This window comes from Mycolicibacterium parafortuitum (assembly GCF_010725485.1).
In the GTDB taxonomy this organism is placed as follows: Bacteria; Actinomycetota; Actinomycetes; order Mycobacteriales; family Mycobacteriaceae; genus Mycobacterium.
Map to the genome: position 1 here is coordinate 3,549,310 of NZ_AP022598.1, position 21,331 is coordinate 3,570,640.

At 69.7% G+C, this 21,331-nt stretch carries 21 protein-coding genes and 1 tRNA gene; 13 read left to right on the forward strand and 9 right to left on the reverse strand.

Annotated features, from left to right (window positions below; all coding sequences use genetic code 11):
• Positions 1-3 precede the first annotated feature (3 nt).
• Positions 4-1,542 (reverse strand): amidase, encoded by a 1,539-nt coding sequence (locus tag NTM_RS17015; RefSeq protein WP_104863308.1) that lies wholly within the window; start codon positions 1,540-1,542, stop codon positions 4-6.
• A 63-nt stretch (positions 1,543-1,605) separates the two neighbouring features.
• Here NTM_RS17015 and recO point away from each other — a divergent pair, with 63 nt between their 5' ends.
• The 4 genes from recO to NTM_RS17035 are packed head-to-tail and all read left to right on the forward strand — an operon-like array spanning position 1,606 to position 3,870.
• Positions 1,606-2,439, forward strand: coding sequence for a DNA repair protein RecO (recO, locus tag NTM_RS17020; RefSeq protein WP_104863307.1), 834 nt, complete (start codon positions 1,606-1,608; stop codon positions 2,437-2,439).
• Positions 2,378-3,268, forward strand: a complete 891-nt coding sequence (locus tag NTM_RS17025; protein ID WP_104863306.1) for a decaprenyl diphosphate synthase — start codon at positions 2,378-2,380, stop codon at positions 3,266-3,268. The genes recO and NTM_RS17025 overlap by 62 nt, the downstream gene beginning before the upstream one ends.
• 7 nt (positions 3,269-3,275) lie before the next feature.
• Positions 3,276-3,683, forward strand: coding sequence for a hypothetical protein (locus NTM_RS17030; RefSeq protein WP_104863305.1), 408 nt, complete (start codon positions 3,276-3,278; stop codon positions 3,681-3,683).
• Positions 3,684-3,687: 4 nt separating this feature from the next.
• On the forward strand, positions 3,688-3,870 hold the full coding sequence (locus NTM_RS17035) for a hypothetical protein (RefSeq protein WP_104863304.1): 183 nt from the start codon (positions 3,688-3,690) through the stop codon (positions 3,868-3,870).
• 10 nt (positions 3,871-3,880) lie between these two features.
• On the opposite strand, the gene NTM_RS17040 is transcribed toward NTM_RS17035, so the two are convergent.
• Positions 3,881-4,276 (reverse strand): Fur family transcriptional regulator, encoded by a 396-nt coding sequence (locus NTM_RS17040; protein ID WP_104863303.1) that lies wholly within the window; start codon positions 4,274-4,276, stop codon positions 3,881-3,883.
• Complete coding sequence (locus NTM_RS17045) at positions 4,273-4,647, reverse strand: ArsR/SmtB family transcription factor (RefSeq protein ID WP_104863302.1); 375 nt, start codon at positions 4,645-4,647, stop codon at positions 4,273-4,275. Before NTM_RS17045 ends, NTM_RS17040 begins: the two co-directional genes overlap by 4 nt.
• 86 nt (positions 4,648-4,733) lie before the next feature.
• Between NTM_RS17045 and NTM_RS17050 the strand changes: the two genes are divergently transcribed.
• Positions 4,734-6,122 (forward strand): glycine--tRNA ligase, encoded by a 1,389-nt coding sequence (locus NTM_RS17050; RefSeq protein WP_104863301.1) that lies wholly within the window; start codon positions 4,734-4,736, stop codon positions 6,120-6,122.
• A 59-nt stretch (positions 6,123-6,181) separates the two neighbouring features.
• On the opposite strand, the gene NTM_RS17055 is transcribed toward NTM_RS17050, so the two are convergent.
• Positions 6,182-7,030: a type IV toxin-antitoxin system AbiEi family antitoxin gene (locus tag NTM_RS17055; RefSeq protein WP_163769524.1), complete on the reverse strand. Its 849-nt coding sequence runs from the start codon at positions 7,028-7,030 to the stop codon at positions 6,182-6,184.
• A gap of 84 nt (positions 7,031-7,114) precedes the next feature.
• Positions 7,115-9,112 (reverse strand): TPM domain-containing protein, encoded by a 1,998-nt coding sequence (locus tag NTM_RS17060; RefSeq protein WP_163766938.1) that lies wholly within the window; start codon positions 9,110-9,112, stop codon positions 7,115-7,117.
• 73 nt (positions 9,113-9,185) lie between these two features.
• Here NTM_RS17060 and NTM_RS17065 point away from each other — a divergent pair, with 73 nt between their 5' ends.
• The 3 genes from NTM_RS17065 to NTM_RS17075 all read left to right on the forward strand — a co-directional run bounded on the left by NTM_RS17065 (position 9,186) and on the right by NTM_RS17075 (position 12,802).
• On the forward strand, positions 9,186-10,451 hold the full coding sequence (locus NTM_RS17065) for a deoxyguanosinetriphosphate triphosphohydrolase (protein WP_232079738.1): 1,266 nt from the start codon (positions 9,186-9,188) through the stop codon (positions 10,449-10,451).
• Between the two features lie 31 nt (positions 10,452-10,482).
• Complete coding sequence (gene dnaG, locus NTM_RS17070) at positions 10,483-12,429, forward strand: DNA primase (RefSeq protein ID WP_163766939.1); 1,947 nt, start codon at positions 10,483-10,485, stop codon at positions 12,427-12,429.
• Between the two features lie 61 nt (positions 12,430-12,490).
• On the forward strand, positions 12,491-12,802 hold the full coding sequence (locus NTM_RS17075) for a DUF7155 family protein (protein WP_435405099.1): 312 nt from the start codon (positions 12,491-12,493) through the stop codon (positions 12,800-12,802).
• Between the two features lie 10 nt (positions 12,803-12,812).
• Here NTM_RS17075 and NTM_RS17080 read toward each other — a convergent pair whose 3' ends face one another.
• A complete protein-coding gene (locus tag NTM_RS17080; protein ID WP_104863296.1) occupies positions 12,813-13,064 on the reverse strand; it encodes a hypothetical protein in 252 nt (83 codons plus the stop codon).
• A gap of 169 nt (positions 13,065-13,233) precedes the next feature.
• Between NTM_RS17080 and NTM_RS17085 the strand changes: the two genes are divergently transcribed.
• A tRNA-Asn gene (locus NTM_RS17085) sits at positions 13,234-13,309 on the forward strand.
• A 46-nt stretch (positions 13,310-13,355) separates the two neighbouring features.
• The gene (locus NTM_RS17090; protein ID WP_104863295.1) at positions 13,356-13,844 is read left to right on the forward strand and encodes an LppP/LprE family lipoprotein; all 489 of its coding nucleotides are present in this window, start codon (positions 13,356-13,358) and stop codon (positions 13,842-13,844) included.
• On the opposite strand, the gene NTM_RS17095 is transcribed toward NTM_RS17090, so the two are convergent.
• A complete protein-coding gene (locus tag NTM_RS17095; protein WP_104863294.1) occupies positions 13,845-15,806 on the reverse strand; it encodes an acyl-CoA dehydrogenase family protein in 1,962 nt (653 codons plus the stop codon). It lies immediately after the preceding gene.
• Positions 15,807-15,906: 100 nt separating this feature from the next.
• Here NTM_RS17095 and NTM_RS17100 point away from each other — a divergent pair, with 100 nt between their 5' ends.
• Positions 15,907-16,641 carry a VIT1/CCC1 transporter family protein gene (locus NTM_RS17100; protein ID WP_163766940.1) on the forward strand — a complete coding sequence of 245 codons (735 nt, stop codon included), beginning with the start codon at positions 15,907-15,909 and terminating at the stop codon, positions 16,639-16,641.
• Here NTM_RS17100 and NTM_RS17105 read toward each other — a convergent pair.
• Together NTM_RS17105 and NTM_RS17110 are read right to left on the reverse strand one after the other, a co-directional pair.
• Positions 16,614-17,819 carry an MFS transporter gene (locus tag NTM_RS17105; RefSeq protein ID WP_163766941.1) on the reverse strand — a complete coding sequence of 402 codons (1,206 nt, stop codon included), beginning with the start codon at positions 17,817-17,819 and terminating at the stop codon, positions 16,614-16,616. The genes NTM_RS17100 and NTM_RS17105 overlap by 28 nt on opposite strands.
• Positions 17,820-17,883: 64 nt before the next feature.
• Positions 17,884-18,324 (reverse strand): MarR family winged helix-turn-helix transcriptional regulator, encoded by a 441-nt coding sequence (locus tag NTM_RS17110; RefSeq protein WP_104863292.1) that lies wholly within the window; start codon positions 18,322-18,324, stop codon positions 17,884-17,886.
• A gap of 109 nt (positions 18,325-18,433) precedes the next feature.
• Between NTM_RS17110 and NTM_RS17115 the strand changes: the two genes are divergently transcribed.
• Positions 18,434-20,482, forward strand: a complete 2,049-nt coding sequence (locus tag NTM_RS17115; RefSeq protein WP_163766942.1) for an ATP-binding cassette domain-containing protein — start codon at positions 18,434-18,436, stop codon at positions 20,480-20,482.
• Positions 20,479-21,327, forward strand: a complete 849-nt coding sequence (locus NTM_RS17120; RefSeq protein WP_163766943.1) for a CbiQ family ECF transporter T component — start codon at positions 20,479-20,481, stop codon at positions 21,325-21,327. The genes NTM_RS17115 and NTM_RS17120 overlap by 4 nt, the downstream gene beginning before the upstream one ends.
• Positions 21,328-21,331 lie beyond the last annotated feature (4 nt).

Consider the following 21,331-nt stretch of genomic DNA (forward strand, 5'->3'; position numbering starts at 1 on the left):
AGACTACGCGACCCGGCCGGTCACCGAGTCCGGAGCCGTCAGATCCGGCTCCGTCGGCGGCTGCGGAGCCCACCAGTTCTCGGGCTGGTATCTGGCCCAGCCGTTGAGCGCCTCCAGCGCCGCCGCCAGCGAGATCAGCAGCGGTTCGCTGTCGGCGGGGCCCATCAGCTGCACACCGATCGGCAACCCGTCGGAGGTGAACCCGGCCGGGACGTTGATCGACGGCCAGCCGAGCAGATTCCACGGCCACGTCACCGGGCAGGCCCGGATCATCATGCGGTCGGTGGCCGTCCCGCCGAGCGCGTCGAACGCATGCACCTTCGGTGGCGGCAGGGCCGTGGTCGGGGCGAGCACGACGTCGGCGAGGTTGAAGATCCAGCCGATCCGCTGCTGCGCGTCGGCTTCGGCGGCGCGCGCCTTGCGCAGGGTGTTCTGTGACAGCAGCCAGCCCATCCGGGCGTTGGCGCGGGTGCGCCGGTCCCACGCGACGCCGCCGGGCGCGTTGCGGCTCAGCCGGTCCATCCACTCGGGGATACCGGAGGTCGAGCGCGCCAAGAAGTTCCACGACATCCGCACTGTGTAGTCGGGGTCGGCGGCGACGACGGTGTGTCCGAGCTCGGCCAGCTGCTCGGCGACGCCTGACAGCGCCGAGCGGATCTCCGGATGCAGGGTGGCCCGGAACCCGGTGAACGGGAACTTCGTCGACACCGCGATGCGCAGCGGTCCCGGCGCGCGGGACACATGGTCCGACACCGACACCGGCGGCGGCGTGTGCAGGTCCTGCGGCGCGTTGCCCGACGCCGCGTCGAGCACCAGCGCCGCGTCGGACACCGTGCGGGCCAGCACGCCGTTGACGGTGATGCCGTTGAAGGCCTCCGGCAGCGGCGAGGTCGAGATGCGGCCGCGCTGGGGTTTGATGCCGACCAGATGTGTCCATGCGGCCGGGATGCGGACGCTGCCCGCGCCGTCGGAGCCGATCGCGGCCGCGACCAGGCCCGCGGCCACCGCGGCGGCACTGCCGCCCGACGATCCGCCCGGGGTGTGCTCCCGCGACCACGGATTGCGGGTGTGTCCGAACGCCGGTCCACTGGTGAACGGCCACTGGCCGAGCTCGCAGGTGTTGGTCTTGCCGACGATCACCGCGCCGGCGGCGCGCAGCCGGCGCACCACCTCGGCGTCGGCGTCGGCGGGCCTGATCTCGCCGCAGGCGCCGAAGCGGGTGGGCACCCCGGCGACGTCGACGTCGTCCTTGACCGCGATCGGGATACCCAGCAGGGGCCGGCGGGCCGGGTCGTGTCCCTCGGCGCGCACCCGGTCGGCCTCGGCCGCCTCGGCGAGGGCCTGCTCGGTCAGCACCACCCGGAACGCGTTGAGCGTCGGTTGGCTGGCCTCGATCGCGGCCAGCGAGTGACGCACCAGGTCGAGCGACGTCGCGGTGCCGCTGGCGAGCTGAAACAGCTGGTTGCCCACCGTCGGAAACCGGGTCGGGACACGGGCGGGGATGCGGGGGCGGGAGGTGGGACGGGAAGACGAATCGGCCATCACTTCAGAGAGTATCGGCGCTGCGGACCGAAATTCGTCCCCCGGCAGTGGGAGACTGGGCGGATGCGTCTGTACCGGGACCGAGCGGTCGTGCTGCGCCAGCACAAGCTCGGCGAAGCCGACCGGATCGTGAGCCTTCTCACGCGCGATCACGGCCTGGTGCGCGCCGTCGCCAAGGGGGTGCGGCGTACCCGCAGCAAGTTCGGTGCGCGGCTGGAACCGTTCGCGCACATCGACGTTCAGCTGCACCCGGGCCGCAACCTCGACATCGTCACCCAGGTGCAGGCCATCGACGCATTCGCCTCCGACATCGTCAGCGACTACGGCCGCTACACCAGTGCCTGCGCGATGCTGGAGACCGCGGAGCGGATCGCGGGAGAGGAACGTGCCCCCGTCCCCGCACTGCACCGGCTCACCGTCGCCGCGCTGCGCGCCGTCGCCGACGGCACCCGGCCCCGTGAGCTGGTCCTCGACGCGTACCTGCTGCGCGCGATGGGGGTGGCCGGCTGGGCGCCGGCGCTGGTCGAATGCGCGCGGTGCGCGGCCCCGGGGCCGCATCGCGCCTTCAACGTCGCCGCGGGCGGCAGCGTATGCGTGCACTGCAGGCCGTCGGGGTCGGTGACCCCGCCGCAGGCGGTGCTCGACCTGATGGCCGCGCTCTACGAGGGTGACTGGGAGCATGCGGTGACCTCCACCCCGGCGCACCGCAGTCATGCCAGCGGGCTGGTCGCCGCGCATCTGCAATGGCACCTGGAACGCCAGCTGCGGACGCTGCCACTGGTCGAGCGGCCGGGTCGGGCCGAGGCGGCCAGGGGCATCAGGCAGGATGTTGCGCATGGCAACGGAACGGAATCGGCGACGGAAGGGCAGCTACCCACAGCTGCCTCCGGCGCCTGACGACTATCCGACGTTCCCGGACAAGTCGACCTGGCCGGTGGTCTTCCCCGAGATCCCGGCGGGCACCAACGGTCGGTTCGCCCGCCCGCCGCAGCACACCTCGAAGGAAGCGGCTCCCCAGATTCCGGCCGACCAGGTGCCCCAGCACGTCGCGGTGGTGATGGACGGCAACGGCCGGTGGGCCACCCAGCGCGGGCTCGGCCGCACCGAGGGCCACAAGATGGGCGAGGCGGTGCTCATCGACATCACCTGCGGCGCGATCGAGATCGGCATCAAACACCTGACCGTGTACGCGTTCTCGACGGAGAACTGGAAGCGCAGCACCGAGGAGGTGCGCTTCCTGATGGGGTTCAACCGGGAGGTGGTGCGCCGCCGCCGCGAGAACCTCAACGACATGGGCGTGCGGATGCGCTGGGTGGGCTCGCGTCCGCGCATGTGGAGCAGCGTCATCAAGGAATTCGACATCGCCGAGCAGATGACGGTCGACAACGACGTCATCACCATCAACTACTGCGTGAACTACGGCGGCCGTACCGAGATCGTGGAGGCGGCGCGCGAACTCGCGCAGGAGGCCGTCGACGGCAAGATCAAACCCAACCGCATCAGCGAGGCGCAGTTCGCCAAGCATCTGCACCGGTCCGACATCCCCGATGTCGACCTGTTCATCCGGACCTCGGGGGAGCAGCGGGCGAGCAACTTCCTGTTGTGGCAGGCGGCCTACGCCGAATACGTCTTCCAGGACAAGCTCTGGCCCGACTACGACCGGCGCGACCTGTGGGCCGCGTGCGAGGAGTACGTCCAACGCAACCGCCGCTTCGGCCGCGCCTAGGAGTCAGATGGACCTGTCGGAACGTCTCGCGACCGTGCTGGAGGAGATCCTGCCGGTGACCCGGGAGGCCGACGGCGCGCTGACCGTGCAGCACGAGGCGACGTTCGCGTCACTGCGGGTGGTGACCATCGCCGAGGATCTGGAGCTGGTCTCGCTGACGCAGGTCCTCGCCTGGGATCTGCCGCTGGACAGCAAGATTCGGGCCAAGGTCGCCAAACACGCCCACGACACGCTGCTCGGCACGGTATCGCTGGTGGAGAAGATCGGTGCAGGCAAGGGCACGACGAAGAAGACGGGTGATGTCTTGTTGCGCTACAACTTCCCGGCAGCCGGGCTGACCGACGACGCGTTACGCACGCTGCTGTTGATGGTGCTGGCCACCGGCACCGACGTCCGCCACGCGATGGTCGGGTGACGGCATGCGGATCGCACTGATCGTCGTCGGCGTGATCGTCGCGCTGTTCGGCACGTTGTTCGCGTTCCAGGGATTCGGCGCCGTGCAGGGCAGCCCGATGAGCGACACCACCACCTGGGCGGTGCTCGGGCCGCTGATCGCGATCGCCGGGGTGATCGTCGCCGTGGTGGGCTGGCGCAGGCGCTAGTTCCCGGCGGTCAGTTCCCGGACCCGCACCGACCGCAGATCCCGAAGATCTCGATGACGTGGCTGACGTCGGTGAAGCCGTGCTGGTGGGCGACATCGGCGGCCCACGACTCGACCTGACCGCCCTGGATCTCCACCGTCGAGCCGCAGGCGCGGCAGACCAGATGATGGTGATGGTGCTCCGAACAGCGCCGGTACACCGATTCGCCGGTGTCGGTGCGCAGCGTGTCGACCAGACCCGTGGCGGCCATCTGCTGCAGCGTCCGGTACACCGTCGTCAGGCCGATTCCCTCACCGCGGCGCCGTAACTCGTCGTGGATCTCCTGCGCGGAGCGGAAGTCGTCGAGGTTCTCCAGCAGCGCCGAGATCGCGGCGCGCTGGCGCGTCGCGCGGACCGCGCCCGTCATCGCGGTTCTCCCGCCGATCCTTCGGCGGCGTGTGTCACGGCCGCGATGACGATGTCGGTCAGGTGGTGATCCACCAGGCGGTAGAGCACTTCTCGGCCTGACCGGGAGCCCTCGACCACGCCGGCCGATTTCAGGATGCGCAGATGCTGGCTCACCAGCGGCTGCGGGACGTCGAGCGCGTCGACGAGTTCGTGCACGCACCGTGCGTCCTCACGCAGCTGCAGCACGATCGCGATCCGTACCGGTGCGGCGAGTGCGCGCAGCAGGTCGCCCGCGGTGTCGAGCACCGCCCGGGAGGGGAGCTCGGCCGCCGGGGTGTCACCGTGGGCGTGGACGTCCTGCGGCGCAGCCGTACTGGAAACGGTTTTCATTAGAGACCAAGATACATGCACGCCCATGCATGTCAATCGGGGACATCGCGCGGGGCCCGGCGGGCGCCTCGCTACGCTGTGAACCCGTGGCACCCTCGATCATCGACACCGTTGCGAACCTCGCCAAGCGTCGCGGGCTGGTTTTCCAGTCCGGCGAGATCTACGGCGGCACCAAATCCGCCTGGGATTACGGCCCGTTGGGCGTCGAGCTCAAGGAAAACATCAAGAAGCAGTGGTGGCGATCTGTCGTCACCAGCCGCGACGACGTCGTCGGCCTGGACAGCGCGATCATCCTGCCGCGCCAGGTGTGGGTCGCCTCCGGTCACGTCGAGGTGTTCAACGACCCGCTGGTGGAATGCCTGAACTGTCACAAGCGGCACCGGCAGGACCACATGCAGGAGGCGTACGCGGAGAAAAAGGGTCTGGAGGACCCGGACTCGGTTCCGATGAGCGACATCGTCTGCCCGGACTGCGGCACCAAGGGGCAGTGGACCGAGCCGCGCGACTTCAACATGATGCTCAAGACCTACCTCGGCCCGATCGAGTCCGAGGAAGGTCTGCACTACCTGCGGCCCGAGACCGCGCAGGGCATCTTCGTCAACTTCGCCAACGTTGTCACCACCGCGCGCAAGAAGCCGCCGTTCGGTATCGGCCAGATCGGCAAGAGCTTCCGCAACGAGATCACCCCCGGCAACTTCATCTTCCGCACCCGCGAGTTCGAGCAGATGGAGATGGAGTTCTTCGTCGAGCCGTCCACCGCGGCCGAATGGCACAAGTACTGGATCGAGACCCGGCTGCAGTGGTACGTCGACCTCGGCATCGAGCGGGACAACCTGCGGCTGTACGAACATCCCAAGGAGAAGCTGTCGCACTACTCCGACGGCACCACAGACATCGAGTACAAGTTCGGCTTCGCCGGCAACCCGTGGGGTGAGCTGGAAGGTATCGCGAACCGGACCAACTTCGATTTGTCCACGCACTCAAAGCATTCCGGTGTCGACCTGTCGTTCTACGACCAGGCCAACGACACCCGCTACGTGCCGTACGTGATCGAGCCGGCAGCCGGGCTGACCCGGTCGCTGATGGCGTTCCTGGTCGACGCGTACACCGAGGACGAGGCGCCCAACGCCAAGGGCGGGGTGGACAAGCGCACCGTGCTGCGGCTGGATCCGCGGCTGGCGCCGGTCAAGGCCGCGGTGCTGCCGTTGTCGCGCCACGCCGACCTGTCGCCGAAGGCCCGCGACCTGTCCGCCGAGCTGCGCCGCAACTGGAACGTCGAGTTCGACGACGCCGGTGCGATCGGTCGCCGCTACCGCCGTCAGGACGAGATCGGCACGCCGTACTGCATCACCGTGGACTTCGACTCGCTGGAGGACCACGCGGTCACCATCCGGGAGCGGGACTCGATGAGCCAGGAGCGCGTCGCGATCTCCGAGGTGTCGGACTACCTGGCCGTCCGCCTCAAAGGCTGCTAAGTCGCGAGCGTGCGTGTCAGAGCCCGACACGCCGCGTGATGTGCAGACTTCACGCATGTTCACGCGACCCGGATACGTCGCGCCATCTCGTGCTCTATGCGACGGACCATGTCCTGGGGGTGCGTGCGCACATCGTCGGCGACGATCGAGATCATCGTCCAATCGAGCTCGGCCAGCGCCGCACGCTTCTGCCGATCTCTGGTGAATTGCTCGCGGTCGCTGTGCCAGTCGAAGCCGTCGTACTCCACGGCCACCCCGTACTGCGGCCAGGCGAAGTCGAGTCGCCAGGTCCGGCGGCTCCGATCGACGATCACGTACTGCAACACCGGCGTCGGCAGCCCGCCGTCGAGCATCGCCAGTCTCGCCTCGCTTTCCATCGGTGACTCCGCCAGGCCGTCGGCCAACGGGATGAGGTCCCGGACCGCGACGATGCCGCGGCGTCCGGCCTGTCGGGTCGCCGCCTCCGTCAGTCCGCGCCGGTCGCAGGCGCGGCTGCGCAGCGCGGCATCCAGTGTCGCCAGCGCGCGGGGCCGGCGCAGCGACCGTGCTACCTCGACCGCGGTCCAGGCGGCGGTGGTCGCGGGCCTGCCCTCCACCACGCTCAGGGGTGCTCCGTCGCGGCGATGCACGATGAGCCCGTCGGAGTTGCGCAGTTGGTGTCCCTGCGGATTGAGAGCGTGGATGTCTCTGGTGTCCTCGGTGTCGAAACCGTAAGCGGCTGCGGCGGTTCCCAGGCAGACGGCGACCGGTTCGCCCGCCCGTAGATCGAGGCCGCGAAGTCGCACGGGAACGTCGGGCTGGTCATGGCTGTACACGCCCGGCCACACCTTGATCAGACCACCCTCGCGGATCTCGATGTCCAGACGGCTGCGGGTGAGGAACGCCAGCAGTTGGCCGGTCGTGGGGATGGCCTCTGCGCGACGAGCGTGCGTGAAGTTCGCGAAATACGCGGCGTGTCCGCCGCAGACACGCACGCTCGCGAGGAAGGGGGGTTAGAAGCGGCCGCCGCCGCCGCTGAAGCCGCCGCCTCCTCCGCCGCCTCCGAAGCCGCCGCCTCCGAAGCCGCCGCCGAAGCCTCCTCCGCCGAGGCCGCCGCGTAGCACGCCGGAGAGCACGTTGCCGATCAGGATGCCGCCGATCACGGCGCCCATCTGACCGCCGCCCCCGCCGCCACCGTAGGGGCCCCGGAAGTGCTGCTGGGCGGCGGTGACGTCCGCGTTGGCCAGCGACTGCGCCTGCGCCGCCAGCATCGCCGCGCCGTTGGCGTGCGCGATCGCCTCGGTCAGGTTGACATCCTGCTTGTCGCGCGCGGCCTGAAGTTGGCGCACCGCCTCCGCGAGCCGGGTCCTGGCCTCGGGCCCGATCGCGCCGCGGCGGGTGTCGATGTAGTCCGATACCGCGCGCACCCGCGATTGCGCGTTGAACAGCGCCTGGTCGAAGGTGCGGCTGAGCCGCTCGGCCGTCTCCCGCTCCTGCGCGACCTCGGCCAGCAGCCGGTCCAGTTCGGCGTCGGCCTGGGTGAGTCGGGTGAACGCGCCGAGCGGGTCGCTGTCGCCGGTGCTCTGGGCGTGCGACACCGCTTGCACCGCAGCGTCTCTGGCCTCGCTGAGCTCGGTGGCCACCGCGACAGAGCCGTGCGCGAGGCCCTGCCCGAGCTGGGCGCCGGCCTGGTTGATGCCGTTCTGGATGTCGGCGATCACCGCGGGCAGCCCCGCGACGGCGCGGTTGATGTCGGTCGACGCGCTGTCGACGGCATCGAGCAGCGTGCGCGCCTGACCGAGCGCGGCCTCGGCGGCGTGGATCGCGTCCACCAGGCCGCCCTGCTTGTCGGCCGGGCGTGACACCAGGGTGCGTGCGGTGCTGATGCTCTGATCGGCGAACTCCAGCCGCTGTCGCGCCTCGTCGATGTTGTCCGACACCGAAACCAGTGCGGTCTCGGCGAATTGGGACTTCAGCTGCGCCAGGGTCTGCTCGGCCGGGGCGAGCCGCGCGGTCAGATCCACCATCTGCTGGGTCAGCGTGTCGAGCCGGCTCGGGGCGTTGATCACCAGATCCCGCAACGCGGCGAACGCCTCGCGCTGCGCTTCGAGTTCGTCGTCGGCCTTGGCCGCCGACACGATCACCCGGGTGAGCAGTTCCCGCCGCTGCGCCGGGGTCTCGGGCACCGCGTCGTCGAGGATGTGCCGCACGTTGAGCGCCTCGGCCAGCGTCGCTTTGGCGTTGGCCACCGCGCGGGTGAACGGTGCGGTGTCCTGCGGGCCGAACTCCTCGACCGCCAGCGTCAGTTCGCTCTCACTGGTACGCACCTCGTTGTCGACGTCGACGACGATCTTGCGGGACAGGTCGTCGAGGGCGTCGAGCGGAACCGCGGCCAGCGCGTGGGGGTCCGACGGATCAACCCGCTGCGCGGCCGCGAAATCGGCCTCCCGGCGCTTGCGCCGGCGCCGCCGCTGCCACAGCACCAGGATCGCCAGGGCCAGCGCGATCAGCGCCAGCACGATCAGCACCGCGAACCAGCTGACCGAACTGCCGGACCCGGCCAGACCCTCGGCGGCGGCCACCGCGGCGCCGGCCCAGTCCCCGTTGCGCAGCCGCGGTTCCACCTGGTCGCGCCGGATCTCGTCGACGTCGGCGCGTACCGCGCCGCCCTTCGGCGTGAGCAGCGCGTACGCGCGGTCGACCGTCGCCACCGCGAGGATCACGTCCTGGCTGCCCAGATCGCTGCGCTGGAAGGTGGTCTGTGCCCACGACTGCGCGCTCTGCCCGGAGAAGGTCTCGACGTACACCACCCACAGCCGGATGCGGTTGTCGTCGTAGAGCCGGTTGATCGCGGTCTGCACCTCGTCGGTGCCCGCGGCGTCGAGCGCACCGGCGTTGTCGGTCAGATAGCTGGGCAGCCGCATCGGCGGATCGGCCACCGCGGCGGGCGAACACAGAAGTCCGGCGGTCAGGACGGCGAGCAGCAGGGGCAGCAGGCGGGCGACACGCATGTCCGCCAATCTAGTGCGGCGCACCCGCACACCTGCGCTTCGCGGGCCATCGGCCCTGGCAGACTGTGCTTCGGTGTCCACAGAATTCACGCAACCCGACCCCTACGGGGAGTTCGACCGCCAACGTTGGGTGGCCGAACAGCCCAAGGCTGCCGCGTTGCCGGGCACCGCCGCCGAACACCGCACCGACTTCGCCCGGGACCGGGCCCGGGTGCTGCACTCGGCGGCGCTGCGGAGGCTGGCCGACAAGACCCAGGTCGTCGGGCCCCGGCAGAGCGAGACGCCGCGGACCCGGCTGACGCATTCGCTGGAGGTCGCCCAGATCGGGCGCGGTATGGCCGTCGGGCTGGGCGCCGACGCCGACCTGGTGGATTTGGCCGGCTTGGCGCACGACATCGGGCACCCGCCGTACGGCCACAACGGCGAACGCGCGCTCAACGAACTCGCCGCGGCCTGCGGCGGATTCGAGGGCAACGCCCAGAACTTCCGCATCCTGACCCGGTTGGAGCCGAAAGTCCTTGACGGTCAACAGCGCAGCGCGGGGCTGAACCTGACCCGCGCCGCGCTCGACGCGGTCACCAAATATCCGTGGTTCCGCCCGCCCGAGGGCGGCAAGTTCGGGTTCTACGACGACGACGCCGAGATGGCGGCCTGGGTGCGCGGGGACGCCCCCGAGCGCCGGCAGTGCCTGGAGGCACAGATCATGGACTGGGCCGACGACGTCGCGTACTCGGTGCACGACGTCGAGGACGGCGTGATCTCGGGCCGCATCGACCTGCGGGTGCTCGCCGACGACGACGCCGTCAACGCGCTGGGCCGGCTCGGGCAGTCGCACGGGATGGGCGGCGGACTGGCCGCGGCGGATCTCGTCGAGGCCGCCGAGCGGCTGTCGGTGCTGCCGGCGGTCGCGGCGGTCGGCAAGTACGACGGCACGCTGGCCGCGTCGGTGGCACTCAAGACCATGACCAGCGAGCTGGTCGGGCGGTTCGTGTCATCGGCGATCGCGGCGACCCGCAACATCACCGGACCGGGCCGGCTGGTGCGCTACCGGACCAACCTCGAGGTACCGACGGTGGTGCGGGCCGAGGTGGCGGTGCTGAAGATCCTCGCGCTGCAGTTCATCATGTCGGATCCGCCACATCTGGATCTGCAGGCCCAGCAGCGCGAACGCGTCGAGGCGGTGGTCGAGTTCGTCTCCGCCAACGCTCCTGCGTCGCTGGATCCGCTGTTCGTCCCGGAGTTCAACGCCGCCCCCGACGACGCCGCCCGGCTGCGGGTCGTGATCGACCAGGTGGCGTCGTACACCGAGGGCCGGCTGGAGCGACTCGAACCCGCATAGCGGCGCGGCGGCCGGGTTCTAGACTGACCGGGTGGCGGCCGAAGCGACTCGAGGTAGGGGCAGGATCCCCGATCGCGACATCGCCGCCATCCGCGAACGCGTCAACATCGAGGACCTCGTCGGCGACTACGTCCAGTTGCGCCGCGCGGGCGCGGACTCGCTCAAGGGGTTGTGCCCGTTCCACGACGAGAAATCCCCGTCGTTCCATGTGCGCCCGAACCACGGCCACTTCCACTGTTTCGGTTGCGGCGAGGGCGGCGACGTCTATGCGTTCCTGCAGAAGATCGAGCACGTCAGCTTCGTCGAGGCCGTCGAACTGCTCGCCGACCGGGTGGGTTACACCGTCACCTACACCGGTTCGTCCACCACCAACGTCCAGCGCGACCGGGGTAGCCGCAGCAGGCTGCTGGCCGCCAACGCCGCCGCGCAGGAGTTCTACGCCGAGCAGCTGACCAGCGAGGAGGCCGCGCCGGCCCGCCAGTACCTGCTCGAGCGCAACTTCGATGCTGCCGCCGCGGCCAGGTTCGGCTGCGGATTCGCCCCGTCCGGGTGGGACACCCTGACGAAACATCTGCTGCGCAAGGGGTTCGAGTTCAAGGAGCTGGAGGCCGCGGGTCTGTCGCGCGAAGGCAGGCGCGGCCCGATGGACCGGTTCCACCGGCGGCTGCTGTGGCCGATCCGCGCCGGCGGCGGTGAAGTCATCGGGTTCGGCGCCCGGCGGATCTTCGACGACGACCCGATGGAAGCGAAGTACGTCAACACCCCCGAGACCGTGCTGTACAAGAAGTCGTCGGTGCTGTTCGGGCTGGACCTGGCCAAGCGGGACATCGCCAAGGCGCATCGCGCGGTCGTGGTCGAGGGCTACACCGACGTGATGGCGATGCACCTGGCGGGGGAGACCACCGCGGTCGCGTCGTGCGGCACCGCGTTCGGCGAGTCGCACCTGGCGTTGCTGCGCCGGCTGATGATGGACGACAACTGGTACCGCGGTGAGCTGATCTTCGTGTTCGACGGCGACGCGGCAGGTCAGGCCGCCGCGCTGAAGGCGTTCGACGGCGACCAGCAGGTCGCGGGCAAGTCGTTCGTCGCGATCGCCGCGGACGGGATGGATCCGTGTGACCTGCGGCTGAAGTCCGGCGACGGTGCGCTGCGCGACCTGGTGGCCCGCCGGATCCCGATGTTCGAGTTCGCGGTGCGCAGCCTGATCCCGCCCGGTGACGTGCTCGACAACGATCCGCAGGCGCAGGTCGACGCGCTGCGCCAGTGCGTTCCGCTGGTGGCCAGGATCCGCGACTACGCGCTGCGCGACGAGTACGCGCGCCGGCTGGCCGGCTGGACGGGCTGGCGCGACGAGGGGCAGGTGCTGACCCGGGTCCGCGAGGTGGCCGGCCAGCGCGGGATGCCGGACCGGTCGCGGCGGCGCGGCGCGGCCCAGCCCGCCCAGACGCCCCGCGCGCAGTCCGGTTCGATGACCGAGAACATGCGCCCCGACCCGGCCGATCCGACGCTGTGGCCGCAGCGGGAAGCACTCAAGTCGGCGCTGCAGTTCCCGGCGCTGGCCGGTCCGGTGTTCGACTCGCTGACCGCCGACAGCTTCACCCATCCCGGCTACGCCGCGGTGCGCGCGGCGATCGAGGCCTGCGGCGGGACCGCGGCCGGGCTCAGCGGCGCGCAGTGGATCGAGGCGGTGCGCGAGCAGGCGGCCTCTCCGCAGACGGCCACCCTGGTCAACGAGTTGAGCGTCGAGGCGATCAACGCCGACGACGAGAAGCTGCCCCGTTACATCGGCGGCGTGCTCGCACGCCTGCAGGAGGTGTGGATCGGCCGGCAGATCGCCGAGGTCAAGTCCAAGCTGCAGCGCATGTCGCCGGTCGAACAGGGCGACGAGTATCACGCCCTGTTCGGGGACCTGGTGGCGATGGAGTCCTACCGCCGCAGCCTGCTGGAACAGGCCAGCGGTAACGACATGACTGCGTGATGGCGATAGGCGGGTTAAGGTGATGGCAGCTGTAATCCGTCGGGGAGAAGGTGAGCGTCTCGTGCTCGTAGGCAAGATCCAGACGAACAAGTCTCGTGTGATCGCCGGGGCCATCGCGGCCGCGGCCGTCGCGCTGCCGCTCTATGCGTCCCTGACCACCGCCGACGGTGCGGTCGAGACCACCGCGGCCCCGCGCTGCCTGGCGTGGTTCGGCAACCAGGCCGACGGCCACTGCCTGTCCTACTCCAACGGCCAGGGCGTCGCGATCGGTTCGCCGAACGTCGGCATCGGCTACGGCGGCTCCTACGGCGTCTGGGGCGTCCAGACCGGCCCGCTGCTGCCGGGCACCACGATCAGCCAGCCCATCGGCTGACGGCTCTTCGTCACTGATTTTTCTTCACGATCGGCTCCGGCTCGAGGACCTCGGTGCCGGAGTCGATTCGTGTCAGCTTCACCATCGCCGGGTCGGGGGACACCCGCTCGGCGATTTTGCGTCGCCCGGCCTCGATGACGGCCTTGGCCGCCGGGCTGCTCGTGACGGCGCGGTAGGTCCCTGAGATCTGCTCGAAACGGCGCCGTCCGGCCTTCGTTCCCATCACGTAGCCGACAGCAGCTGCGGCGACATACCCGATCACAGGTGCCCTCCAGAGTCTCGATGGGTCAGCGTGGTTGGTCTGTGGTGTCGGTGTCCATCCTGCCTCACATGCCCGGCGGTCGGCTCACCGCAGGACGCATTGGCACCGGCGTACCGACGTAGGCTAGAGTGCTCTCTGGCTCGCGGCGCAGGCCGTCGCGGGAGGGTAATCCCCTGTAGCTCAATTGGCAGAGCATTCGGCTGTTAACCGAAGGGTTCCTGGTTCGAGTCCAGGCGGGGGAGCCACGAAACCGTCCGTGCCGGAGGGTATTTGCGCCCGTATCCTGAGCCCATGCGAGTCACGCGCGCTCGGGTAGGGCATCTGACCTCGGCGATGCTGTCGGCGGTCGCGATCACCGCGGCCGGCTGCGGCGGGAGCCCACCGTCACCGGAGCCGACGAACACCGCCGACTGCGGGCCGGGACCGGCCGCCCAGGACGTGGAAGCGGAGTACGCGCTGTTGCCACCGGGGCCGTGGCGCGAGGCAAGCCGGGGCAGCGCGGCCGACTGCGGTCTGCAGTGGGTCGTGGTCACCTCGGGCGATCAGCCCGACAGCCCGCAGCAGGTGCTGTTCTTCGACGAGGGCGCCCCGGTGGGATCCCCGACCATGGAACCCCGGCCGTACATCACCGTGACGCCACAGGGCGAGCACGACGCCGTCGTGCAGTACCAGTGGCGTCAGGGGCAGGACGAGCCGTGCTGCCCGAGCGGGAGCGGCAGCGTGCGGGTCACGATCGAGGACGGCAGGCTCACCGTCCTCGATCCGATCCCGAACGAATGATCAGATGACGCCGGCGCTGGTCGCATCCTTGCGGGTGTGCTCGTCGGCGTCCGGGATCTTCTCGGGGTGCAGCATCTCGGCGTAGCGCAACGACTCGGGGATACCGAACCCGTCGACGAGCAGCTGGGCGTGCGGCCGCAGCCGGCGGCAGCGGTCGTTGATGCCGCGGGTGACCGCCTTGGCGCGTTCGGTGGACAGGAAGCGGTGTTCGACGAACCACGCCTTGTCCTCTTCGATCACCGACAGCGCGTACAGGTCGCACACCAGCCCGAGGACCTCGCGCGCCTGGCGGTCCTCGCACGCGTCGATCCCGGCGACGAAGGCCTCCAGCACGATGCGGTCGATGTGCGCCTGGGCCACATGCAGCACGTGGTCCTGCACGGAGTTGAACGCGTCGAACGCGCTCATCTCCTTGGATTTGGCCTGCAGCCGGCGCGCCACCGACGCCACCATGTATTCCTCGCGGTCCTCGAACATCTGGACCTGGGTGCCGCGGTTGAACAGGCTGCCCTCTTCCTCGTTGTCCTCGCGGGAGTCCAGGATGGTCTGCATGATGGTCTGCGCCGCAGTGCGTTTGAGCACCCGCTCGCCGGCGAAGTTCGCCGCGAACCGCACCCATTCGACCGGGCTCATACCCTTGATGTCGTCGGCGTAGGCAGTCAGCAGCTCCTTGGCCACCAGCTGGAACAGCACGTGGTTGTCGCCCTCGAACGTGGTGAACACGTCGGTGTCGGCCTTCAGCGCGATCAGCCTGTTCTCGGCGAGATAGCCTGCGCCACCGCACGCTTCCCGGGCCTCCTGGATGGCGCGGGTGGCGTGCCAGGTGTTGGCGGCTTTCAGGCCCGCCGCCCGCGATTCCAGCTCGCGCTGCTCCTCGGGGTCGGGATCCTCGGCCGTCTGCAGCTCATGGCATTTGGCGACGAGCTCGTTCTGGGCGAACTGCAACGCATACGACCGGGCGATCAGCGGAAACAGCCGGCGCTGGTGGACCAGGTAATCCATCAGCAGCACCTCACCGCCGTCGGGATCTTCGAACTGCCTGCGTTGCAGTGCATATCGGGTCGCGATGTCCAGCGCGACGCGCGCTGCGGCGCCGGCGCTGCCGCCGACGGTGACCCGGCCGCGGATCAGGGTGCCCAGCATCGTGAAGAAGCGGCGGTTCGGGTTCTCGATGGGGGAGGAGTAGGTGCCGTCCTCGGCGACGTCGGCGTACTTGTTGAGCAGGTTCTCGCGCGGGATCCGGACCTGGTCGAACTGGATCCGGCCGTTGTCCACGCCGGGCAGCCCACCCTTGTAGTGGCAGTCCGACGTCGTGACGCCGGGGAGGTCCTCACCGTTGTCGTCGCGGATCGGCACGACGAAGCAGTGCACGCCGTGCTTCTCACCGTCGGGGGTGATCAGCTGGGCGAAAACCGCTGCCACCCGGGCTGTCTCGGCCGCACCACCGATGTAGTCCTTGCGGGAGGTCGGGGTCGGGGAGTCGATCACGAACTCCTGGGTGGCCGGGTCGTAGGTGGCGGTGGTCTCCAGGGACTGCACATCGCTGCCGTGGCCGGTCTCGGTCATCGCGAAGCAGCCCAGCAACTCCAGGTTGATGAGCTTCTTGACGTAGGCCTCGTGGTGGCGTTCGGTGCCGAGGTTTTCGATGGCGCCACCGAAGAGCCCCCACTGCACCCCGGCCTTGACCATCAGGGACAGATCGCTCATCGCGAGCATCTCGATCTGGGTGACGGCGGCGCCGACGTCGCCGTTGCCGCCGTGTTCCTTCTTGAAGCCGTCCTCGGCCGCGCCGCGGGCGGCCATGATCTTCATCTGCTCAGCCACTTTGGTGCGAGCGATGACGGTGTTCGGGGTGTAGTGCGGGCGGAAGACGTCGTTACTGAGTTCCTGGCGCACGCGGTTCTTGACGTCCCGGAAACGGCCGTCCAGAGAGTTGCGCAGATGCTCCGCAGTCGTGGTCATGCTTCACGGTAGCCCCATTACCTGCTCCGCAAACTGTGATGTGGCAAACCCAGGTGAACCTCGCTTTTGAGGCGGTTCGCCCAGGGTGTTCAATCAGTTCATGACGCCCTCTGCCGACGGTCCGCTCTCGCCGACCGGCAAGCCGCACGTCGCCGACCACACCCACGCCGATGTGTCCGGGGGATGGCTGCGCGCCGCGACGTTCGGCGCGATGGACGGTCTGGTCAGCAACACCGCACTGATCGCCGGGGTGGGTGCGGCCGCCGATGCGCACACCGTGGTGATCACCGGTGTCGCCGGATTGCTGGCCGGGGCGTTCTCGATGGCGTTGGGGGAGTACACGTCGGTCACCACGGCCAACGAGCAGATCGAATCCGAGGTCAGGGTGGAGCGCAGGTCTTTTCGCGCCGATCCGCAGGCCGAACGCGCCGAGTTGGTCGCGATGCTCACCGACATGGGGATGACACCGGAGACCGCTGCGAAGGCCACCGAGGAGATCCACCGGGACGAGACGAAGGCGATGAACTTCCACCTCGTGCAGGAACTCGGCGTCGACCCGCGGGAGAAGCCGTCGCCGTGGGTGGCCGGCGGCGCGTCGTTCCTGATGTTCGCGATCGGCGCGGTGATCCCGCTGATCCCGTATCTGCTTGGCTACGAGTCACTTTGGGCCGGTCTCGGGTGCGGTGGCATCGGCCTGATGGTCGCGGGCGCGCTGGCCTCGCGGTTCACCCGTCAGCCGCTCGTGTGGGCGTCGTTGCGGCAGTTCGTGCTCGGTTTCATCGCGGTGGCGGCCACCTACGCCGTCGGCTATCTGATCGGTGTGAGCGTCACCTGAGCCGGGAGTTCGGCGCCGGTGGACTCCTCGTCGTCGATGTGACGCAGGTGCGCCCGGCTGGCCGCGAGGGCGACCGCGGCCATCAGCACGGCGCCGGCGCCGACCCAGAACGGCAGGTGCACGCTGACCTTCTCGCCGAGCACGCCGGCCAGCCACGGTGCGACGGCGGCGCCGCCGAAGCGCATGAAGCTGTAGGCCGCCGAGGCGACGCCGCGCTCGACCGGCGCGGCCTTCATCACCGTCTCGGTGATCAGGGTGTTGTTGATGCCGATCCACAGTCCGGCGATGACGACGCACGCGGCCAGCACGGCCTTGTCGTCGGTGCCCACCGCCATCACCACCAGTGTCGCCGCCATCATGACGAGGTTCACCAGCAACGTCGGCACGGTGCGGAACCGGCGTTGCAGCCGGGGCGCGACGACCACCGAGGTGAAGGCCAGGGCGACACCCCATCCGAAGAAGATCAGACCGATCTCGTGGGCGCCCATGTCGAGCGGGAACGGCGTGAACGCCAGCAGGGTGAAGAACCCGAAGTTGTACAGCAGCGCGGTCACGCCGACGCCGAGCAGCCCGCGGTGCCGTAGGGCGCGGAACGGATCGGCCAGCGTGGTGGCCCGTGCGGCCGGCGGGGTCGCGGGCAGCAGGAACGCGGTCACCACGAGTGCGACCGCCATCAGCACCGAGACCCCGAAGAACGGGCCGCGCCAGGAGATGGAGCCGAGCACCCCGCCGACCAGCGGGCCGACGGCGATGCCGAGGCCGAGTGCGGCCTCGTAGAGGATGATCGCCTGCGCCACCGAACCGCGCGCGGAGCTGACGATCGTGGCCAGGGCCGTCGCGATGAACAGCGCGTTGCCCAGCCCCCAGAGTGCGCGCCAGCCGACGATGCCCATGACGGTGTCGCTCAGGCCTGCCAGTGTGGCGCCGGCGATGATGATCACCAGCCCGATCAACAGCGTCCGCTTCGGGCCGATGCGGCTGGAAACGACCCCCGTGACCAGCATCACGAGCCCCATCACCGCCATGTAGCTGGTGAACAGCAACGACACCTGCGACGGCGACGCGTCCAGATTGTCGGCGATGGGTTTGAGGATCGGATCGACGAGGCCGATGCCCATGAACGCGACGACGGAGGCGAACGCGACCGCCCAGACGGCCTTCGGTTGAGAGCGAAGCATAGGAGAACTATATAGAAATACTATGAATTACCCCAAACTGGCGCGGTGCGCGGGGAGGGGAGATTCAGCGGGCCGCGACGCTCGGATTGGTCGCGTCCTCGATCAGGCGCCGCATGATGCGAACGGACTGTTCGAGGATTTCGCGGTCGGATTCGCTCAGTCGCTCCAGGTAGGGGTCGACGGCCGCGCCACGGTCGGCGCGTGCCTGACGTAGTGCGGCGACACCCTCGGGGGTGATCCGGATCAGCACCGCGCGCGCATCGTTCGGGTCGGCGGCACGGGTGACCATGCCGGCGTCCTCCAGGCGTCGCACCTGGGTCGTCATCGTCGGCTGCGAGCAGTGGTCCAGCGCGGCGAGGTCGGAGATTCGGGCTTCACCTCTATCCTCGATGGTGGACAGCAGGCGGGCCTGGGCGAACGGGACGGGCATCCGCACCCGCTGGTTCGCCAGGCGATTGATCCTGGCGACCACCGAGAGCAGGTCCGATCCGAGCGTCGACGACATCGCCACAGATTACATAGCTTTACTATGTGTGCCAACTGTGACACGCCGCGTGCGCGTCGTCACACACCGGGCCGCCGGTGCATTCCCAGCCGACTGGCAGAATCAGGAGATGACCTCGGGCAGCCCGGAGAGCCCCGCTCGACGGACTGGTCCACTCCAACCGGTCGAGCTCGCGCAGGCCGCAGTGATGGCCGCCCTGTGCGCGGCCATCGCGATCATCGCCGTCGTGGTCCCGTTCGCCGCGGGACTATCGCTGCTCGGCACCGTGCCGATGGGGTTGCTCGCCTACCGTCACCGACTCCGGGTGCTGCTGGCCGCGACCATCGCGGGCGGCCTGGTCGCCTTCCTGATCGCCGGGATGGGCGGGCTGATGACGGTGGTCAACTGCGCCTACATCGGTGGCCTGACCGGCATCGTCAAACGCCGCGGACGCGGAACCCCCACGGTGTTCCTGTGTTCCCTGGTCGCCGGTGCGCTGTTCGGCATAGTGATCGTCGGCGCCCTGGGGGTGCTGAGCCGGCTGCGCAATCTCATCTTCGATTCGATGACGGCGAACATCACCGGCGCCGCCGCAGTCCTGGAGCGAGTGCCCGGGTTCGCGCCCGCCGCCGAGCGGCTCACCCGGGATTTCGCCACCGCGCTGCACTACTGGCCGGTCCTGTTCTTCGGCATGGGCGTGCTGAGCATCACGTTCGTCAGCCTGGTCGGCTGGTGGGCGCTGTCGCGCGTGATGACGCGCCTGGTCGACGTTCCCGACGTGCACAAGCTGGAGGTCACCCCGGACACCGCGCCGGTCGCCCCGATCCCGTTGCGTCTCACCGACGTCTGCTTCCGCTATCCCGGTAGCGACCACGACGCGCTCGGGCCGGTGTCGCTGGAGGTGCAACCGGGTGAGCACCTCGCCGTGACCGGCGCCAACGGCTCCGGCAAGACGACGCTGATGCTGGTGCTGTCGGGGCGGGAAGCCACCTCGGGCACCGTCGAGCGGCCCGGCGCGGTCGGACTGGGCAAGCTCGGCGGCACCGCGGTCGTGATGCAACACCCCGAAAGCCAGGTGCTGGGCTCCCGGGTGGCCGACGACGTCGTGTGGGGGCTGCCGCCGGGCACCGACACCGACGTCGAGAAGCTGCTCGGCGAGGTGGGCCTGGACGGGCTCGCCGAACGGGACACCGGCGGTCTGTCCGGTGGTGAGCTGCAACGTCTCGCCGTCGCCGCCGCGCTGGCGCGGGAACCGTCCCTGCTGATCGCCGACGAGGTCACCAGCATGGTCGACCAGGACGGGCGGGAAGACCTGATGGGGGTGCTGTCCGGGTTGACCCGCCGGCACCGGACCGCGCTCGTGCACATTACGCACTACAACGACGAGGCGGACGCCGCCGACCGCACCGTGGCGCTGGTCGGCAACGGCGCGACCTCCGACAACACCGAGATGGTGCAGACCGCCGATGCGCCGCCGGCGCGCGGTGTCGTCGAAACCCCGCGCGGGAAACCGGTTCTGGAGCTCGTCGGCGTCGGCCACGAGTACGGCAGCGGCACCCCGTGGGCCAAGTCCGCGCTCAGTGGCATCGACCTCACCGTGTACGAAGGCGACGGCCTTCTGATCCACGGTCTGAACGGCTCCGGCAAGTCCACGCTGGCCTGGATCATGGCCGGGCTGGCGCTGCCGACCGCGGGCTCGTGCCTGCTCGACGGCAAGCCGGTGTCCGATCAGGTCGGAGCGGTCGCGATCTCCTTCCAGGCGGCGCGGTTGCAGCTGATGCGCAGCCACGTCGGGCACGAGATCGCCTCGGCGGCCGGGTTCTCGAAGCGGGACCGCAACCGGATCACCGCCGCGCTCGCGACCGTCGGGCTGGATCCGGGGCTGGCCGACCGTCGCATCGATCAGCTCAGCGGCGGACAGATGAGGCGGGTGGTGCTGGCCGGGCTGCTGGCCCGCTCGCCGCGCGCGTTGATCCTCGACGAGCCGCTGGCCGGCTTGGACGCGGCGTCGCAGCGCGGTCTGCTGCAGCTGCTGGTGGATCTGCGCAGGCGTGAGCGGCTGACCGTGGTCGTCATCTCCCACGACTTCGCCGGGCTGGAGGAGTTGTGCCCGCGCACACTGCATCTGCGCGACGGGGTCCTCGCGGCCGCGCCGACGACCGCCGGAGGGATGTCGTGACCGCCGCCGCGCCCCGGCGCAAGCCGCGTCGCCAGGTCGTGCTGCTGCGGCCGGTGCCCGGCCATACCGTGATGCACGATCTGTGGGCGGGATCCAAACTGCTCATCGTCGCCGCGATCGGGGTGCTGCTGACCTTCTATCCCGGGTGGGTGCCGATCGCCGCCGTCGGGCTGCTCGTCGTCGTCTCGGCACGGATCGCGCGGATCCCGCGCGGTGTGCTGCCGTCGATCCCGGGATGGCTGTGGTTCCTGCTGCTGCTCGGCGCGGTCACCGCGACGTTCGCCGGCGGCACCCCCGAGTTCACCGTCGGCTCGGTCACCGTCGGGCTCGGCGGCCTGCTGAACTTCCTGCGCATCACCGCGCTGTCGATCGTGCTGCTCGGCCTCGGCGCCATGGTCTCGTGGACCACCAACGTCGCCGAGGTGGCGCCCGCGGTCGCCAAGTTGGGCCGCCCGCTGCGGGCGGTGCGGATCCCGGTCGACGAGTGGGCGGTCACGCTGGCATTGGCGCTGCGGGCTTTTCCGATGCTGATCGACGAATTCAGCGTGCTCTACGCCGCGCGCCGGTTGCGCCCGCGCGACGTCGACGCGCGCCGGCGGGCCCGGGTGAGGCAGTGGGCGTCGGAGCTGATCGACCTGCTGGCCGCGGCGATCACGGTCGCGTTGCGCCGCGCCGACGAGATGGGCGATGCGATCACCGCCCGCGGCGGCGCAGGCCAGATCTCGGCCCTTCCGTCGGGTCCCAAACGGCGGGACTGGATCGCGTTCGCGATCGTGCTCGTCGTCTGCGGCACCGCGCTGGCGCTGGAGCTGACCATCCTGGGCACGAGCGGGCCGCGTCGCTGAATTA

Bases quoted from the DNA above. Each gene is read 5' to 3' on its own strand.
- NTM_RS17115 (WP_163766942.1), top strand. From the start codon at position 18,434: ATGACCTCGGGCAGCCCGGAGAGCCCCGCTCGACGGACTGGTCCACTC.
- NTM_RS17100 (WP_163766940.1), top strand. From the start codon at position 15,907: ATGACGCCCTCTGCCGACGGTCCGCTCTCGCCGACCGGCAAGCCGCAC.
- NTM_RS17030 (WP_104863305.1), top strand. From the start codon at position 3,276: ATGGACCTGTCGGAACGTCTCGCGACCGTGCTGGAGGAGATCCTGCCG.
- NTM_RS17045 (WP_104863302.1), bottom strand. From the start codon at position 4,647: ATGAAAACCGTTTCCAGTACGGCTGCGCCGCAGGACGTCCACGCCCAC.
- NTM_RS17040 (WP_104863303.1), bottom strand. From the start codon at position 4,276: ATGACGGGCGCGGTCCGCGCGACGCGCCAGCGCGCCGCGATCTCGGCG.
- NTM_RS17090 (WP_104863295.1), top strand. From the start codon at position 13,356: ATGCGAGTCACGCGCGCTCGGGTAGGGCATCTGACCTCGGCGATGCTG.
- recO (WP_104863307.1), top strand. From the start codon at position 1,606: ATGCGTCTGTACCGGGACCGAGCGGTCGTGCTGCGCCAGCACAAGCTC.
- NTM_RS17015 (WP_104863308.1), bottom strand. From the start codon at position 1,542: ATGGCCGATTCGTCTTCCCGTCCCACCTCCCGCCCCCGCATCCCCGCC.
- NTM_RS17095 (WP_104863294.1), bottom strand. From the start codon at position 15,806: ATGACCACGACTGCGGAGCATCTGCGCAACTCTCTGGACGGCCGTTTC.
- NTM_RS17110 (WP_104863292.1), bottom strand. From the start codon at position 18,324: ATGTCGTCGACGCTCGGATCGGACCTGCTCTCGGTGGTCGCCAGGATC.
- NTM_RS17105 (WP_163766941.1), bottom strand. From the start codon at position 17,819: ATGCTTCGCTCTCAACCGAAGGCCGTCTGGGCGGTCGCGTTCGCCTCC.
- NTM_RS17060 (WP_163766938.1), bottom strand. From the start codon at position 9,112: ATGCGTGTCGCCCGCCTGCTGCCCCTGCTGCTCGCCGTCCTGACCGCC.
- NTM_RS17035 (WP_104863304.1), top strand. From the start codon at position 3,688: ATGCGGATCGCACTGATCGTCGTCGGCGTGATCGTCGCGCTGTTCGGC.
- NTM_RS17025 (WP_104863306.1), top strand. From the start codon at position 2,378: ATGGCAACGGAACGGAATCGGCGACGGAAGGGCAGCTACCCACAGCTG.